This window comes from Mycobacterium sp. (genome assembly GCF_049802695.1).
In the GTDB taxonomy this organism is placed as follows: domain Bacteria; phylum Actinomycetota; class Actinomycetes; order Mycobacteriales; family Mycobacteriaceae; genus Mycobacterium.
On record NZ_JBARMY010000107.1, the window covers coordinates 1 to 15068 of the forward strand.

Genomic DNA, 15068 nt, shown 5'->3' on the forward strand with positions numbered 1-15068 from the left:
ACCATCGAGGTGTAGAGGTAGCGGTCCAACCTGATGCGGCCGGTCTCGTGGTCGACCTCGTACTTGTTTCGCTGCCCCTTCGGGATTTCGATGGTCACGTCGAATTGCACCGTCTCGGCTCCTTCACGGGTCACGGCTCGTCTGCTGACGTCGGAGGTCCACCCTAGTGGAGCGATAGCCTGCACAGAACAGCTGCCGACCGCGCGGGTTTGATCCGTGACCGATTCGGCAGAATGGGCCAGACAGTCAGGGGCAGGCAGGAGAGTCATGCGTCCCACCCGGTGGCGGCGGTCCACTCACGCGATCGTCGGGATTGGTGTGCTCGCGCTGGTGGCCGCCGTGGTGGCGGGGGTCGCGATACTCAATCAAGAGGATCACGGCACCTCACGTGCCCAGACCGTGCCCGCTCCACCGGCGGCCACGGCGCAGCCGAGCATCGTTCCGGTCACCGACACCGCGCCGATGCCGACCGGCGACGGCCTGGCCACCACGCTGACGGCGGTGTCGAGCGACCCGAACCTGGGCGTTCTCGGCGGCCGGATCACCGATGCGATGACCGCCAAACAGTTATGGCAGCGGGCCGACGATCTACCCCTCAAGCCGGCGTCGACCAACAAAGCGCTGACCGCCGCCGCGGCGCTGCTCGCGGTGGATCCCGGTGCGCGAGTGACGACGAAGGTGGTCGCCGGTGCGCAGCCGGGAGTGGTCGTTCTCGTCGGCGGCGGTGACCCGACCTTGTCGGCGGTGCCGCTCGGTCAGGACACCTGGTATCACGGTGCGGCCCGCATCAGCGATCTCGCCGACCAGGTGCGGCGTAGCGGCATGACACCCACCGCGGTGCAAGTGGACACCTTCGCGTTTAGCGGCCCCACCATGGCACCGGGCTGGGATCCCGGCGACATCGACGGCGGCGACATCGCCCCGATCGAGTCGGTGATGCTCGACGCGGGCCGAATCCAGCCCGCGACCGACCAGTCCGCCCGGTCCCGCACCCCTGCACTGGATGCGGGACGCGCGCTGGCGGCCGCACTGGGGGTCAACCCGGCCATGGTGACGATCGCGGCAGCCCCCGCCGATGCGCGCGAAGTGGCCGCCGCGCGGTCGGCGCCGTTGATCGAGCGGCTGGGCGAGATGATGAACGCTTCGGACAACGTGATGGCCGAATGCATCGGGCGTGAAGTTGCGGCAGCCATGCACCGGCCGCTGAGCTTCGCCGGCGCCGTCGACGCAGTGACCAATCGGTTGGCGCTAGCGCACATCGGCACCAGCCGTGCCACGCTGATGGACTCCAGCGGGTTGTCGGTCGACGACCGGGTGACCGCGCAGACACTCGGTGACGTCATGCAGGGGGCGGCCGGACCGGATCAGCCGGCGCTGCGCCCGCTGCTCGACGTGCTGCCGATCGCCGGAGGCAGCGGAACGCTGTCCAACCGTTTTCTGGACCCACACAGCAGCGACGGTCAAGCAGCCGGTTGGTTGCGGGCCAAAACCGGGTCGTTGACCGCCGTCAACTCGTTGGCCGGGGTGCTCACCGATCACAGCGGACGGGTGCTGACCTTCGCCTTCATCTCCAACGACGCGGGCCCGACCGGTCGGACCGCGATCGATACCCTGGCCGCGACGCTGTGGTCCTGCGGATGCCTGACATGACCGGATCGGCTCCGAGAGAGGGTGGCGACCCGCTGCACCCGGCTTCGCCGCGCTTGCGATCACCACGGCAAGACGGTGGCGACCCGCTGCACCCGGCTTCGCCGCGCTTGCGATCGCCACGGGAGTTGACCGTGGGACGCGCCGTGGACTGGCGGTTCGCGGCCACCGTCGGTGAGCGGCTGGCCCGGCCGGCCCCACCGTCCACCGAGTACACCCGGCGTCAGGCGATCGACGACCTGGCCGGTGCCGCCAAGGCGGCCGAACCGCCGGTGCGGGATGTGACCGGTCTGTACACCAACGGCGCCGTGCCAGAAGCGCGGATCGTCGACCGACGGCAGTGGATTCGCGCGGCGGCCGAATCGATGCGGGTGATGACCGGCGGGACGGACCGGCCCCGCGGCTTCATCAGCGGACGGCTCACCGGTGCGCAGACCGGCGCACTGCTGGCTTTCGTTTCCTCCGGCATCCTCGGGCAGTACGACCCGTTCGCCGCCGAGGACGGTGGATGCCTGCTGCTGGTGTATCCCAACGTCATCGCCGTCGAGCGTCAGCTGCAGGTGCAGCCGTCGGACTTCCGGTTGTGGGTGTGTCTGCACGAGGTGACGCACCGGGTGCAGTTCACCGCCAATACGTGGCTGTCCGGCTACATGTCGCAGGCGTTGGGTGTGTTGACGCAGGAGTACGGCGAAGACGTCACGCAGGTGGTGAGCCGGCTGGCTGAATTCGTCCGCGGGCGCGGCTCCTCTACCGACGACACTCCCGACGCGCACTCGTCGGGGGTCCTCGGCCTGGTGCGCGCGGTGCAGTCCGAGCCGCAGCGCCAAGCCCTCGATCAGCTACTCGTGCTGGGCACCTTGCTGGAGGGCCATGCCGATCACGTGATGGACGCCGTCGGGCCGGTGGTGGTGCCGTCGGTGGCGACCATCCGCCGCCGGTTCGAAGAGCGTCGCCAACGCAGGCAACCGCCTCTGCAGCGGTTGCTGCGCACGTTGCTGGGCATTGACGCCAAACTCAGCCAGTACACCCGCGGCAAAGCGTTCGTCGACCACGTCGTCAACCGGGTCGGAATGCAGCGATTCAACGCGATCTGGTCGTCGCCGGAGACGCTGCCGTTGCCCGCCGAGATCGAAGAACCGCAGCGATGGATCGACAGGGTGCTGTAGCGGAGCTGTCGGCGGCCGTCGCGGCTTACGCCAAGGCGTATGTGGCCGACGCGGACAGCTGGTGTGTGGCGCTTTCCGGTGGCCCGGATTCGCTGGCGCTCACCGCCGTCGCGGCCCGGCTGCGGCCTACTGTTGCGCTGGTCGTCGATCATGGTTTGCAGGCTGACTCCGCCGCTGTTGCCGCCGCAGCCCGCGACCAAGCGCTTCGATTGGGGTGTGCTTCGGCACAGGTGCTTTCTGCGCAGGTGGGTTCCGATGGCGGTCCGGAGGCCGCGGCGCGTACCGCCCGTTACCAAGCATTGGACGCCGCCCGTGAGGATCGTCCGGTGCTGTTGGGCCACACGCTCGATGATCAGGCCGAGACGGTGTTGCTGGGGCTGGGACGCGGATCGGGCGCCCGCTCGATCGCCGGTATGCGTCCCTATGACTGGCCGTGGTGCCGGCCGCTGCTCGGTCTCCGGCGCACCGTGACGCATGCGGCGTGCCGGGAGCTTTCGTTACGGGCCTGGCAGGATCCGCACAACACCGACCGCCGGTTCACCCGCAGCCGGTTGCGTAGGGAGGTGTTGCCACTACTGGAAGACGTGCTGGGCGGTGGGGTGGCCGAAGCGCTGGCGCGCACGGCGACGGCGTTACGCGAGGACACCGACCTGCTCGACACGCTGGCAGACCTGGCCCTGACCGCGGCGACCGACGGCGCGGGTCTGGGCACCGACGCCTTGTCGGCGTTACCGGATCCCATTCGGCGCCGGGTCATCCGCGGCTGGCTGTTGGCCGCCGGCGCCGCCGGGCTCAACGACAAGCAGATCCGCGGCGTCGACACCCTGGTCACCGGCTGGCGGGGACAGGGCGGGGTGGCGGTCGGATCGACACTGCGCAGCCAACGTTTGTTCGTCGACCGACGAGCCGGTCTGCTGACTCTGCGGGCCGAGCCGGTGTAGGGCCGGGCAATCGACACTGCGCCTTGGTCGTCCGCGCCGTAACATGGCACGCTGTGGTCGTGGCAGCGGAATCGGCCGAGCTGTATCCCGGGGACATCAAGTCGGTGCTGCTGACCCAGGCGGAGATTCAAAGGCGCACCGGCGAGCTGGGCGCACAGATCGGCTATGACTATCGCGAACAGTCAGCTGCCGGTCGCGAGGACCTGCTGCTGATCACTGTGCTCAAAGGTGCGGTCATGTTCGTCACCGATCTGGCGCGGGCCATCCCGCTGCCGACCCAGTTCGAATTCATGGCCGTCAGCTCCTACGGCATGTCCACGTCGTCGTCGGGCGTGGTGCGCATCCTCAAAGATCTCGACCGCGACATCAACGACCGCGACGTGCTGATCGTCGAAGACGTCGTCGACTCCGGGCTGACCCTGTCCTGGTTGCTGCGCAACCTGGCGACTCGCCGTCCCCGCTCGCTGCGCGTGTGCACGCTGCTTCGCAAACCGGACGCAGTCGGCGCCCACGTCGACATCGCCTACGTTGGATTCGACATCCCCAACGAGTTCGTGGTGGGTTATGGCCTCGATTACGAGGAGCGCTACCGCGACCTGCCCTACATCGGGACCTTGGACCCGAAGGTCTACGAGCAGTAGTCGCTCAGAACAGCTCCCATACCACGGTCACCGAGAAACTCACCGTCTGCCGGCCGGGTTCCAGCGGAATGTCCGTGGCCATCGGCGCCCGCTGCGTCGCTGTCGGCGGCACGGTCGAGGGTGCTTCGGAAATCGAGACGACCTGTCCCAGTTGCAGTTCAGACAGCCGCGCGTACTGCTCGGCGCGGTTTTCGGCGTCCTGGAACGCTCGTGCCCGCGCGTCTTTGACCAGCTGCGACTCGTCTTCGATGGAATAGCGCACGGAGCTGATGCGGGTGGCGTCGCCGCCGGTACTGACGACGACAGCCAGCACGTGGGAGGCGGAGTCCAGCTTGCGGATCTTGATCTGGATGGTGTTTTCCGCGCGATATCCGGTGATCGTGCCGGCCGTGCCGTCATACTGCGGCTGTACGGTCAGACCGGTGGTGCTGATGTCTTTTCGGTCGACGCCGGCGTTGTCCACCGCGTCGATGACGGCCTGCTGTCGCTGGTTGCTCTGGTTGGTCGCCGCGGTGACGTCGGTTGCCGTGAATTCGATACCGACATCGGCGGTCAACGTGTCCGGCGCGCCCTGTACTTGCCCGGAACCAACCACCGTCACCTGCCGCGGAACTTCATCGCCGCCGCTATCGCAGCCGGAAACCAGCGCAAGAGTCAATCCGGCGACAGCGCAGAAGCGCAGCGGCGTCCCGCTTCCGGCGAAGGGCATGACTGCACTTTAGTCAGGGAGCGGCACACATCCTTGGTTACGGGATGAGGGCTCGACACGTCGACGAACGGCCTGATGAAATCGAGCCCGGCTATCAGCGCTGATAACGGACATCTCCTCTAATTCGTTAGAGGTGGGCGGACGGTGTCGCTGGCGGGGCACCTGACAACAGGGATTACGGCGTCACGATGATCTTGCAGTGCCGCTCCGGGTGGGCGAGGTCGTCGAACGCCGCGCCCACTCCGTCGAGGCCCACCTCGCCGGTGATCACCGGATTCACGTCGATCTCGCCTTCTGCGATGGCCCGCAACGATTCGGCGAATTCAGTCGGATCGTAGGCCAGCACGAACTGCACGCTGATCTCCTTGGCGATCGCGAAGAACGGGTGCACCGTGTCGGCCTGCATGCACACACCGGCGACGACCAGCCGGGTGCCGGGCCTGGCGCGCCGCAGCACGTCGTCGATGATGCCGGGCACGCCGACAGCTTCGAAAGTCACCGTGGCGCGGGTCGAGTCGAACGGCGAGCCCTGCGCGGGGTCGACGGTTCGATGCGCACCCATGCGGGTGGCAAGTTCCCGCCTGGTCGGTGAGAAGTCGGACGCCACGATGTTTTCCACGCCGCGAGCTCGAAGTGCGGCGATGATGGCGATGCCGATCGGACCGCAACCGATCACCAAAGCCGTCTCGCCGCGTTGAACGTTCGATTTGTTGACGGCGTGCAACCCCACGGCCATCGGCTCGGTCAGCGCGGCGCGGCTGGGGTCCAGTCCGTTGGGAACAGCCAGCAGCAGCGGTGCCGAGAGCAGCATTCGCTCGGCATAGCCGCCGATGGTGCTGTTGGAGTAGACGATCGGCTCCACACCCTTATTCGACAGCAGGACCGGAAGCGACGTCACGAGGCTTCCCGCCGGGTGGGTTTCGGTATCGGGACCGGGTTCGAGCACCTCGGCACTGAACTCGTGACCCATGAAGATGTCACGCTGTAGATCGACCCCGCCGCCACCGTAGCTGCCCGCCATCTCGTCGGTCAGAGCGAGCACCTCGGCGCCGTGTGCAGCGAAATGCAGGTCGCTGCCGCAGATTCCGCACGAGCGGACCGCGACCAGAACCTGACCCGGTCCCGGCACCGGCTCCGGCACGTCGTCGCGCAGCACCATGCGCCCGTCGCGCAGCACGGACGCACGCATCAGCTTTTTTCACTTTGCAGCTTGAGCTCGTCGGTGTGCTCGGTGATCGCTTTCACCACCGCCTCACCGGCCCGGCCGAGCAGTTGTCCGCGCATGCTCTTCGCCCACTCGTGTGACGCCCGCGGCGCTTCGAGCTGACCCTTGAAATGCGGTATCACCTTGCGGGCGAACAAGTCGTAGCAGTGCTGGGTCGCTGCTGGAGACGCCCAGTCGTGACCGAGCAACAAGAACGTGCCGAACCCGCCGGACCGCTCGAGCAGATCGTCAATGTAGGCGATGGCGTCGTCGGGTGTACCGATGCAGCAGTTGCCGGCACCGGCGTAAGCCTCGACGAACTCGCGTGGGGACTGTTCGCCCTCGATGCTGTTGGACAGTGGGACGAAACCCGCGGCGCCGAAGTAGTCGGCGAAATCCTGCAATCCGTACACACAGTCGTCGATCGCCTGGTCGCGGGTGTCCGCCAGATGAACGATGCCCAGCACTCGCCAATCAGCACGGTCGGGCTCGGCGTGCCCGGCTTTCTCGGCCTGGTCGCAAACGATCTGCCAGGTGTTCTCCAGCGCCGCGTAGCCACCGGGCACCGACATCGACAGTGACAGCAGCGAGGTGCCCAGCGCACCCGCCAACCGGGGGCCGGACGGCGATATCATTGCCGCAGCAGCAATTTCGGGATGAGGCCAGGTATAGGGCCGGATGTGCAGCTGAGCGTCGCGTAGGGTGAACCAGTCGGAGTGCCGGTCGATCCGCTCACCGGGCTGCGCGCGGAACAGCGCCAGAATCGTCTCGAGGGATTCGTGCATCATCCGGCGCTGCTCGACTGGATCCAAACCCATCATGTAAGCGTCCGACGGCAGAGCTCCCGGCCCAGCGCCGAACATCACCCGGCCCCGCGTCAAGTGATCCAGCAAGACCCAACGGTCGGCCACCATCAGCGGATGGTGATACGGCAATGAGACCACTCCGGTGCCCAGCCGAATGTGCTTGGTGCGCTCGGCTACTGCCGCGATGAATAACTCGGGGCAGGCGATCAACTCGTAACCGCCGGAGTGGTGCTCGCCGAGCCAGGCTTCATCGAAGCCCAGGCGGTCCAGCGCGACCACCCGTTCCATGTCGTATTCGAGTGCGACCGTGGGTGATTGGCCGACCGGATGAAACGGTGTGACAAAGACGCCGAAGTTCAACGGGCGGTTCACTGCAAGCCCACACCAGCCAAGAACTCGAGCAGAAGTTCGTTGACCTCCGTGGGGCGTTCCTGCTGCAGCCAGTGCCCGGCACCGTCGATAATCACTTCCCGATAGGGCCCGGTCACCAATTCGGTGACCCGGTCGCGGGGAGTAAAGCCCAGTACCGGGTCCTCGCCGCCGGCGATGAACAGCGCGGGCACCGTGATCTTGGCGCTCACCGCTTCGGCCATGATCTCCCAATTCCGGTCTAGGTTGCGGTACCAGTTGAGCCCGCCGGTGAAGCCAGTGCGGGTGAATTCGGCGACGTAATGGTCGACTTCGTCGGCGCTGATCCAGTCCGGCAGACCGTCGGGCTCGGGTAGCCGTTCGATGAACCCTTCCGGACCCGGTGCGATCATCCGCAACGCGGCTTCCTGGTCGCCGCCCAGTCGAAGGCCGCCCATCATCCGCCGGATGGTCCTGGCGGGATCGCTGCTGAGTTCGGCGTCGGCGACACCGGGTTCCTGAAAATAAAGCATGTAGAAGAAGGCGTCTTTGAAGATTGCGCGAAACGCCTGGGTGGGCGGCACCTGCGCGCGCGGCAGCGGCGGCACGCTCAAACCCGCGACCGCGGTGACACGGTTGGGGTGTAGCTGCGCCGAACCCCACACCACTGGTGCGCCCCAGTCGTGACCGACCAACACAGCCCGTTCGGCGCCGACGTCGTCGAGCAGGCCGACGAGATCGGCGCTCAGTTCGCCGATGCTGTAGTCGGAGATGTTCTCCGGTCTCGTGGAGCGGCCGTATCCGCGCTGGTCGGGTGCCAGTACGTGATATCCGGCCGCGGCCAGTGCCGGGATTTGGTGACGCCAGGAATAAGAGAGTTCGGGAAAGCCGTGCGCCAGCACGACGACGGGGGCGCCGCGATCTCCGGCTTCGATTGTGTGCAATCGCACACCATTGGTTTCGATGAACCGGTCGGTGGACGGGACGGTGTTAGGCACCGCTTCACAAAAGCACACGTCCGGCCTGGCCGGGACGGGTTCGGTGGCACCGCCAGGCAGCCGCCGGGAACAATAGTTCGTTGGGCTAGCGGTAGCCTGAACTATTCCAGCGGTGTATCGGGGAAGGACCTGGCCGACCACGGCCGATGCTTGATGAACCGGAAAAACGTGATCCGCACACTCACGGCGATCGGTGTCGTGTTGGTGTTGGGCTGGTCTTTCTTCTACTTCAGCGACGACACGCGCGGCTACAAGCCCGTCGACACGTCGGTGGCCATGGGTCAGATCAAGAGCGACAACGTTAAAAGCGCTCAGATCGACGACCGCGAACAGCAGGTGCGGTTGACGTTGAAGGATGGCAACCACGACACCGATGGCTCCGCGAAGATCATCACCAAGTACCCCACCGGATACGCCGTCCCCCTGTTCGACGCCCTCAACGGCAAAAACGCCCAGGTCAGCACCGTGGTCAATCAGGGCAGCATGCTGGGCTCTCTGCTGATTTATGTGCTGCCGCTGTTGCTGCTGGTCGGGCTGTTCATGATGTTCTCCCGCATGCAGGGCGGCGCCCGGATGGGCTTCGGTTTCGGCAAATCACGGGCCAAGCAGCTTTCCAAAGATATGCCCAAAACCACCTTCGCCGACGTGGCCGGCGTCGACGAGGCGGTGGAGGAGCTCTACGAGATCAAAGACTTCCTGCAGAATCCGAGCCGGTATCAGGCGCTGGGCGCCAAGATCCCGCGAGGTGTGCTGCTCTACGGGCCGCCGGGAACCGGAAAGACGCTGCTGGCCCGCGCGGTTGCGGGGGAGGCCGGTGTCCCGTTCTTCACCATCTCCGGCTCGGACTTCGTCGAGATGTTCGTCGGGGTTGGGGCTTCACGTGTTCGTGACCTCTTCGAGCAGGCCAAACAAAACAGTCCCTGCATCATCTTCGTCGACGAAATCGATGCGGTGGGCCGCCAGCGCGGTGCCGGGCTGGGCGGTGGGCACGACGAGCGTGAGCAGACGCTCAATCAGCTGCTGGTCGAGATGGACGGTTTCGACCCTCGTGGCGGCGTCATCCTGATCGCGGCCACCAACCGGCCCGACATCCTGGACCCGGCACTGCTGCGGCCGGGCCGCTTCGACCGCCAGATTCCGGTGGCCAACCCGGACTTGGCCGGCCGGCGCGCGGTGCTGCGAGTGCACGCGAAGGGCAAACCTATCGCTTCGGACGCCGACCTGGACGGGCTGGCCAAGCGGACCGTCGGCATGACCGGCGCCGACTTGGCCAACGTCATCAACGAGGCGGCGCTGCTGACCGCTCGCGAGAACGGGACCGTGATCACCGGTCCTGCTCTGGAGGAGGCGGTGGACCGGGTGATCGGCGGACCGCGCCGCAAAGGCCGGATCATCAGCGAGCAGGAGAAGAAGATCACCGCCTATCACGAGGGCGGGCACACCTTGGCGGCCTGGGCGATGCCTGACATCGACCCGGTCTACAAGGTGACGATCCTGGCGCGGGGCCGCACCGGCGGGCACGCGGTGGCGGTGCCGGAGGAAGACAAGGGACTCCGCACCCGCTCGGAGATGATCGCGCAACTGGTTTTCGCGATGGGCGGGCGCGCTGCCGAGGAGTTGGTTTTCCGCGAGCCGACGACGGGCGCGGTGTCCGACATCGAGAAGGCCACCCAGGTCGCCCGCGCGATGGTCACCGAGTTCGGCATGAGTTCCAAGCTGGGTGCGGTGAAATACGGCACTGAACACGGCGATCCGTTCCTTGGCCGGACGATGGGAAATCAACCGGACTACTCCCACGAGGTGGCCCGCGAGATCGACGAAGAGGTCCGCAAACTGATCGAGGCCGCTCACACCGAAGCGTGGGAGATCCTCACCGAATACCGCGATGTGCTCGACACGTTGGCCGGCGAGCTGCTGGAGAAGGAAACTCTGCACCGCGCGGAGCTGCGGGCGATCTTCGCTGACGTCGAAAAACGGCCCAGGCTTACGATGTTCGACGACTTCGGTGGCCGCATACCGTCGGACAAACCGCCGATCAAGACGCCCGGCGAGTTGGCCATCGAGCGAGGTGAGCCGTGGCCCAAGCCGGCGCCCGAGCCCGCGTTCAAAGCCGCGATCGCTCAGGCCAGCCGCGCACCCGCTCAGGGCGAAGCTGAGCTTCCCACCAACGGTGCCACCGGTTCTCGTAACGGACCGGGCGGCTCCGGCGGCGATGCTGCCGATCGGCGTCCCACCCAGCCCGACTACGGGGCACCGGCGGGCTGGCATGCCCCCGGCTGGCCGCCGCAGCAGCCGCCCGGCTACTGGTATCCGCCGTCGCAGCCCGCAGCACCGCCCAATTACTGGCCGCAGCCGCAGCAGTCTTACCCGCGTCAGCCCTATCCGCCTTATCCGCCTTATCCGCCGCCGAGTCAGCCCGCGCCGGATGCCGACAAATCCCCGGACCGGCAGAACGACGATGCGCGCCGACCCAACCCGCCAGCGCACGGCTGACGAAGGAGGCTTCGATGGCGCAGCCGGAACTTCGTAGCCCGCCTCGGCATGTGCCGGTCTTCGATCAGGCACGTGCTGAAGCCGCGGTTCGTGAGTTGCTCTGCGCTGTCGGCGAAGACCCGAACCGACACGGGCTGGCAGAAACTCCGGCCCGGGTGGCCCGGGCTTACCGGGAGATATTCGCCGGGCTTTACACCGATCCCGACACCGTGCTGGACACCACATTCGACGAACAGCACGACGAGTTGGTGATAATCAAGGAAATCCCGTTGTACTCCACCTGCGAACACCATCTGGTGGCTTTCCACGGTGTCGCCCACGTCGGCTACATCCCCGGCAACGACGGGCGGGTCACCGGCCTGTCGAAAATCGCGCGGCTGGTCGACCTGTACGCCAGGCGGCCGCAGGTACAGGAACGCTTGACCGGGCAGATCGCTAATGCGTTGATGAGTAAGCTCGATCCGCGCGGAGTGATCGTGGTGGTGGAGGCTGAGCATTTATGCATGGCGATGCGCGGTGTGCGCAAACCCGGCGCCATCACGACGACGTCGGCGGTGCGCGGACAGTTCAAGACTGATTCCGCATCCCGGGCCGAGGCGCTCGAACTCATACTGCGTAAGTGAGTACACCCGCGTGCAGGTGATGGGCGTGCTGAACGTCACCGAGGATTCGTTCTCCGACGGTGGGCGTTACCTAGACCGCGACCTCGCCGTTCAGCACGGACTCGCACTGGCTGCCGAGGGCGCCGCCATCATCGACGTCGGTGGTGAGTCGACTCGGCCCGGTGCCGTGCGCATCGATCCGCAGGTGGAAACCAGCCGAGTGATCCCAGTCGTGAAAGCACTTGCTGCGCAGCGCATCACGGTCAGCATCGACACGATTCACTCCCGGGTGGCGCGCGCGGCGCTGGAGAACGGTGCAAGCGTCGTCAACGATGTGTCCGGCGGACGCGCCGACCCGGCGATGACCGACCTACTGGTGGAGGCGGGCGTGCCGTGGGTGCTGATGCACTGGCGTTCGGTGTCCGCCGATCACCCGCATGAGGTGCCGGAATACCGCAACGTGGTGGCCGAGGTGCGCGCAGAACTGCTCGCCGTCGTCGATAAGGCGGTGGCCGCCGGTGTCGATCCGGCGAACCTGCTGATCGACCCCGGTTTGGGTTTCGCCAAGACAGCACAACACAATTGGGCGCTGCTGCATGCACTGCCGGAGCTGGTTGCCACCGGGATCCCGGTACTGGTCGGCGCATCGCGCAAGCGGTTCCTCGGACGGTTGCTCGTCGGGCGTGACGGCGCCGTGCGACCGCCGGACGGACGCGAGACGGCCACTGCGACGGTATCTGCGCTGGCCGCCCTGCATGGGGCGTGGGGGGTGCGGGTGCACGACGTGCAAGCCACGGTCGATGCGCTCAAGGTGGTGGCGGCATGGACCCAACCCCAACTGGTCGACAGTGATGGCTGACCGCATCGAGCTGCGCGGTTTGACCGTTCGCGGCGGCCACGGCGTCTTCGAGCACGAACGCGCCGGCGGTCAGGACTTCGTCGTCGACATCACCGTGTGGATCGACCTGGCCGTGGCCGCCGCCAGCGACGATCTCTCGGATACTTACGATTACGGCACGCTGGCCCAGCGGGCGGCCGGAATCGTCGCCGGGCCGCCGCGCAATCTGATCGAGACGGTGGCCGGCGAGATCGCCGAGGACGTGATGAACGATGAGCGGGTGGACGCCGTCGAGGTGGTGGTGCACAAGCCGCAGGCGCCGATTCCGCAGACCTTCGCCGATGTGGCGGTGGTGGCCCGGCGGTCGCGGCGCGGCGGTCGCGGTTCGGTGGTTGCGGCCGGAGGCGGCAGCGTATGACGCGCCGCCGGCCAGGAGTGGCTGAGACGTCGCGCGCCGACGAGGATTGCCGCTGATGGCTGAAGTGGTGCTGTCCATCGGGTCGAACCTCGGGGACCGACTGGCCCGGTTGCAGTCCGTGCTCGACAGGCTGGGCGACCGGGTGCGGGTCGTGTCACCGGTCTACGAGACTGCGCCGTGGGGCGGCGTCGAGCAGGGAGCGTTTCTCAACGCGGTGATAGTCGCCGAGGACCCGGCCCTGGACGGTCACGGCTGGTTGCGCCGGGCTCAGGAGTTCGAGCAGGCGGCGAACCGAGTCCGTGGTCAGCGGTGGGGCCCGCGATCCCTGGATGTCGATTTGATCCGGTGCTCGCGAGGCGGCGTGGAGCTGACGTCGCGGGACGAGGGGCTGACGCTGCCGCACCCGTTGGCGCATCTGCGGGCATTCGTGATCATCCCCTGGCTGGATGTGGAACCGGACGCCGTACTCACGGTGACCGGAGAGCAGCGGGCCGTCGTCGAGTTGCTTGCCGAGCTGGATCCTGCTGACCGCGACGGCGTGCGATTGACCGATCTGGTGTTGAGCCCGCGTCCCGAAGCCGGCAACGGGTCGTCTCCGGCGTCGGGAAGCTGATGGGGCCGACCCGACGACGGGACCTGACGGCCGCGGTCTTGTGCACTGGGGTGATCGGCTATCTGCTGGTGGTGCTGCTGTACCGGTGGTTTCCCCCGATCACGGTATGGACAGGGGTTTCACTGGCCGCCGTTGCCGCGCTCGAGGCGATGTGGGGTCGCCAGGTCCGCGCCAAGATCAACGACGGCGAGATCGGTGACGGGCCCGGCCGACTGCACCCGCTGGCGGTGGCCCGCAGTCTGATGGTTGCGAAGGCGTCGGCCTGGGTGGGTGCGCTGATGCTGGGTTGGTGGACGGCGGTGTTGCTGTACCTGATCCCACGCCGATCGATGATGCGCGTTGCCGGCGAGGACACGGTCGGTAGTACGGTGGCGGTCGTCAGCGCGTTGGCTCTGGTGGTTGCCGCGTTATGGCTGCAACATTGCTGTAAGTCGCCGTCGGATCCGACCGATCGGGGCGATAGCGCGGAGAATTAACGGCCGTGAGAATCGCCGGAGTGCGGCGACACGCGGAATGACCTCGGCCCGGTACAGTCAGGCCATGACCGTTCTGTCCCGCGGCGCCCGGATCCGGCGCGGCGGCCGCAGGCCGGGCTGGCTGCTGTTGACGGCGTTGCTGGTGCTCGCCATCGGGGCTAGCTCTGCGTTGGTTTTCACCGATCGGGCGGAGCTGCTCAAACTCGCGGTGATCCTGGCCTTGTGGGCCGCCGTCGTCGCGGCGTTCGTGTCGGTGATCTACCGGCGGCAAAGTGATGTCGACCAGGCCCGGGTGCGCGACTTGAAGCTTGTCTACGACTTGCAGTTGGACCGCGAGATATCGGCTCGTCGCGAATACGAGCTGACCGTCGAGTCGCAGTTGCGTCGGGAGTTGGCCTCCGAGTTGCGCGCTCAGGCCGCCGACGAAGTGGCCGCGTTGCGAACGGAATTGGCTGCGCTACGAACCAATCTGGAGATCCTGTTCGAGACCGAGCTGGACCAGCGTCCTGCGCTGGAAACTGAACGGGCCACGGCCCGGGGCTACAGCGAGTGGTCCGGCACCGGGGACGGCGCGCCTGCCGACTGGGTTTCCAGCAATCGGGTGACGTCGGTGCGGGCCGAAACCAACCCCGGGCGGGCCGAGGACAGCTCGATCATCGATGTGCCCGAGGAGCCGGTGCCGCGGCAAAACGTCATCGATGCCGCAGAGGCCTACCGCGGCCACCATGCGTACCGGTCGCCGGAGGAGTTTCAGCGCACCGAGGTTTATCGCGCGGCGGCTGAGGTTTACCCCGGCGGTGAGGCCCATCGCGGGTCGCACTGGCGCCCCGCCGAGGACGACCGTCCTGGGCAGGAGCCGCAGGACAGTCGGCAACAGCGCCATGCCCAGGGTCAGCGGGAGGCGCCACCGCCCCCGGTCGAGCCGTCTTACCAGCAGCCCGAACCGCAACCCCAGTCAGAGCCACCGCCCGAGCCGCAGCGGCCGGGTTGGTATCCCGAGTCTGCCGCCGGATTACCGCACCCCGGTGGTGCGACGGGGGAGCGGCAGCCGGCGGGCCCCGACGGGTGGTGGTCGCCGGGCGGAGTCCCGACTGCTCCCGACGATGACGACTCGCCGAACACTGACCCGGGAGTCAACGGCCGGGCGCCGGTGCGCCAACCCTCGTCG

General features: G+C 67.0%; 16 protein-coding genes. 11 read left to right on the top strand and 5 right to left on the bottom strand.

All coding sequences use genetic code 11. From position 1 onward, the window contains the following. Positions 1 to 110, bottom strand: a 110-nt coding sequence (locus WA317_RS04085) for an inorganic diphosphatase (protein ID WP_425171837.1), incomplete at its 3' end; no start/stop codon positions are given. Positions 111 to 267: 157 nt separating this feature from the next. Here WA317_RS04085 and dacB point away from each other — a divergent pair. The 4 genes from dacB to hpt all read left to right on the top strand — a co-directional run bounded on the left by dacB (position 268) and on the right by hpt (position 4395). Continuing rightward, complete coding sequence (gene dacB / locus WA317_RS04090) at positions 268 to 1650, top strand: D-alanyl-D-alanine carboxypeptidase/D-alanyl-D-alanine endopeptidase (protein WP_425171824.1); 1383 nt, start codon at positions 268 to 270, stop codon at positions 1648 to 1650. A gap of 107 nt (positions 1651 to 1757) precedes the next feature. After that, positions 1758 to 2813, top strand: a complete 1056-nt coding sequence (locus WA317_RS04095) for a zinc-dependent metalloprotease (RefSeq protein ID WP_425171838.1) — start codon at positions 1758 to 1760, stop codon at positions 2811 to 2813. Next, complete coding sequence (gene tilS, locus WA317_RS04100) at positions 2792 to 3754, top strand: tRNA lysidine(34) synthetase TilS (protein WP_425171825.1); 963 nt, start codon at positions 2792 to 2794, stop codon at positions 3752 to 3754. The genes WA317_RS04095 and tilS overlap by 22 nt, the downstream gene beginning before the upstream one ends. A 23-nt stretch (positions 3755 to 3777) precedes the next feature. Next, positions 3778 to 4395, top strand: coding sequence for a hypoxanthine phosphoribosyltransferase (gene hpt / locus WA317_RS04105; protein WP_425171826.1), 618 nt, complete (start codon positions 3778 to 3780; stop codon positions 4393 to 4395). Positions 4396 to 4399: 4 nt separating this feature from the next. On the opposite strand, the gene WA317_RS04110 is transcribed toward hpt, so the two are convergent. The 4 genes from WA317_RS04110 to WA317_RS04125 form a co-directional block, all read right to left on the bottom strand. Beyond that, positions 4400 to 5104, bottom strand: coding sequence for an SIMPL domain-containing protein (locus WA317_RS04110; protein ID WP_425171827.1), 705 nt, complete (start codon positions 5102 to 5104; stop codon positions 4400 to 4402). 175 nt (positions 5105 to 5279) lie between these two features. Next, positions 5280 to 6293 carry a zinc-binding dehydrogenase gene (locus WA317_RS04115; protein ID WP_425171828.1) on the bottom strand — a complete coding sequence of 338 codons (1014 nt, stop codon included), beginning with the start codon at positions 6291 to 6293 and terminating at the stop codon, positions 5280 to 5282. Further along, positions 6293 to 7486: an LLM class flavin-dependent oxidoreductase gene (locus tag WA317_RS04120; RefSeq protein ID WP_425171829.1), complete on the bottom strand. Its 1194-nt coding sequence runs from the start codon at positions 7484 to 7486 to the stop codon at positions 6293 to 6295. The genes WA317_RS04115 and WA317_RS04120 overlap by 1 nt, the downstream gene beginning before the upstream one ends. Continuing rightward, complete coding sequence (locus tag WA317_RS04125; RefSeq protein ID WP_425171830.1) at positions 7483 to 8460, bottom strand: alpha/beta fold hydrolase; 978 nt, start codon at positions 8458 to 8460, stop codon at positions 7483 to 7485. The genes WA317_RS04120 and WA317_RS04125 overlap by 4 nt, the downstream gene beginning before the upstream one ends. Before the next feature lie 153 nt (positions 8461 to 8613). Here WA317_RS04125 and ftsH point away from each other — a divergent pair, with 153 nt between their 5' ends. The 7 genes from ftsH to WA317_RS04160 form a co-directional block, all read left to right on the top strand. Next, the gene (gene ftsH / locus WA317_RS04130; RefSeq protein WP_425171831.1) at positions 8614 to 10953 is read left to right on the top strand and encodes an ATP-dependent zinc metalloprotease FtsH; all 2340 of its coding nucleotides are present in this window, start codon (positions 8614 to 8616) and stop codon (positions 10951 to 10953) included. Positions 10954 to 10967: 14 nt separating this feature from the next. Continuing rightward, positions 10968 to 11576: a GTP cyclohydrolase I FolE gene (folE, locus tag WA317_RS04135; protein WP_425171832.1), complete on the top strand. Its 609-nt coding sequence runs from the start codon at positions 10968 to 10970 to the stop codon at positions 11574 to 11576. A 19-nt stretch (positions 11577 to 11595) separates the two neighbouring features. Next, positions 11596 to 12414, top strand: coding sequence for a dihydropteroate synthase (gene folP, locus WA317_RS04140; RefSeq protein WP_425171839.1), 819 nt, complete (start codon positions 11596 to 11598; stop codon positions 12412 to 12414). Then, positions 12407 to 12811 carry a dihydroneopterin aldolase gene (folB, locus tag WA317_RS04145; protein ID WP_425171833.1) on the top strand — a complete coding sequence of 135 codons (405 nt, stop codon included), beginning with the start codon at positions 12407 to 12409 and terminating at the stop codon, positions 12809 to 12811. Before folP ends, folB begins: the two co-directional genes overlap by 8 nt. A 55-nt stretch (positions 12812 to 12866) precedes the next feature. After that, positions 12867 to 13424: a 2-amino-4-hydroxy-6-hydroxymethyldihydropteridine diphosphokinase gene (folK, locus tag WA317_RS04150; RefSeq protein WP_425171834.1), complete on the top strand. Its 558-nt coding sequence runs from the start codon at positions 12867 to 12869 to the stop codon at positions 13422 to 13424. Continuing rightward, the gene (locus WA317_RS04155; RefSeq protein WP_425171835.1) at positions 13424 to 13900 is read left to right on the top strand and encodes a DUF3180 domain-containing protein; all 477 of its coding nucleotides are present in this window, start codon (positions 13424 to 13426) and stop codon (positions 13898 to 13900) included. Before folK ends, WA317_RS04155 begins: the two co-directional genes overlap by 1 nt. A 64-nt stretch (positions 13901 to 13964) precedes the next feature. After that, a partial coding sequence (locus WA317_RS04160; protein WP_425171836.1) for a DUF6779 domain-containing protein occupies positions 13965 to 15068 on the top strand: 1104 nt, incomplete at its 3' end.

What these genes read in the sequence shown, in the direction of transcription:
- folP (WP_425171839.1), top strand. Translation starts at nt 11,596, where the DNA reads ATGGGCGTGCTGAACGTCACCGAGGATTCGTTCTCCGACGGTGGGCGT.
- WA317_RS04110 (WP_425171827.1), bottom strand. Translation starts at nt 5,104, where the DNA reads ATGCCCTTCGCCGGAAGCGGGACGCCGCTGCGCTTCTGCGCTGTCGCC.
- folE (WP_425171832.1), top strand. Translation starts at nt 10,968, where the DNA reads ATGGCGCAGCCGGAACTTCGTAGCCCGCCTCGGCATGTGCCGGTCTTC.
- WA317_RS04115 (WP_425171828.1), bottom strand. Translation starts at nt 6,293, where the DNA reads ATGCGTGCGTCCGTGCTGCGCGACGGGCGCATGGTGCTGCGCGACGAC.
- tilS (WP_425171825.1), top strand. Translation starts at nt 2,792, where the DNA reads ATGGATCGACAGGGTGCTGTAGCGGAGCTGTCGGCGGCCGTCGCGGCT.
- dacB (WP_425171824.1), top strand. Translation starts at nt 268, where the DNA reads ATGCGTCCCACCCGGTGGCGGCGGTCCACTCACGCGATCGTCGGGATT.
- ftsH (WP_425171831.1), top strand. Translation starts at nt 8,614, where the DNA reads ATGAACCGGAAAAACGTGATCCGCACACTCACGGCGATCGGTGTCGTG.
- WA317_RS04155 (WP_425171835.1), top strand. Translation starts at nt 13,424, where the DNA reads ATGGGGCCGACCCGACGACGGGACCTGACGGCCGCGGTCTTGTGCACT.
- folB (WP_425171833.1), top strand. Translation starts at nt 12,407, where the DNA reads ATGGCTGACCGCATCGAGCTGCGCGGTTTGACCGTTCGCGGCGGCCAC.
- folK (WP_425171834.1), top strand. Translation starts at nt 12,867, where the DNA reads ATGGCTGAAGTGGTGCTGTCCATCGGGTCGAACCTCGGGGACCGACTG.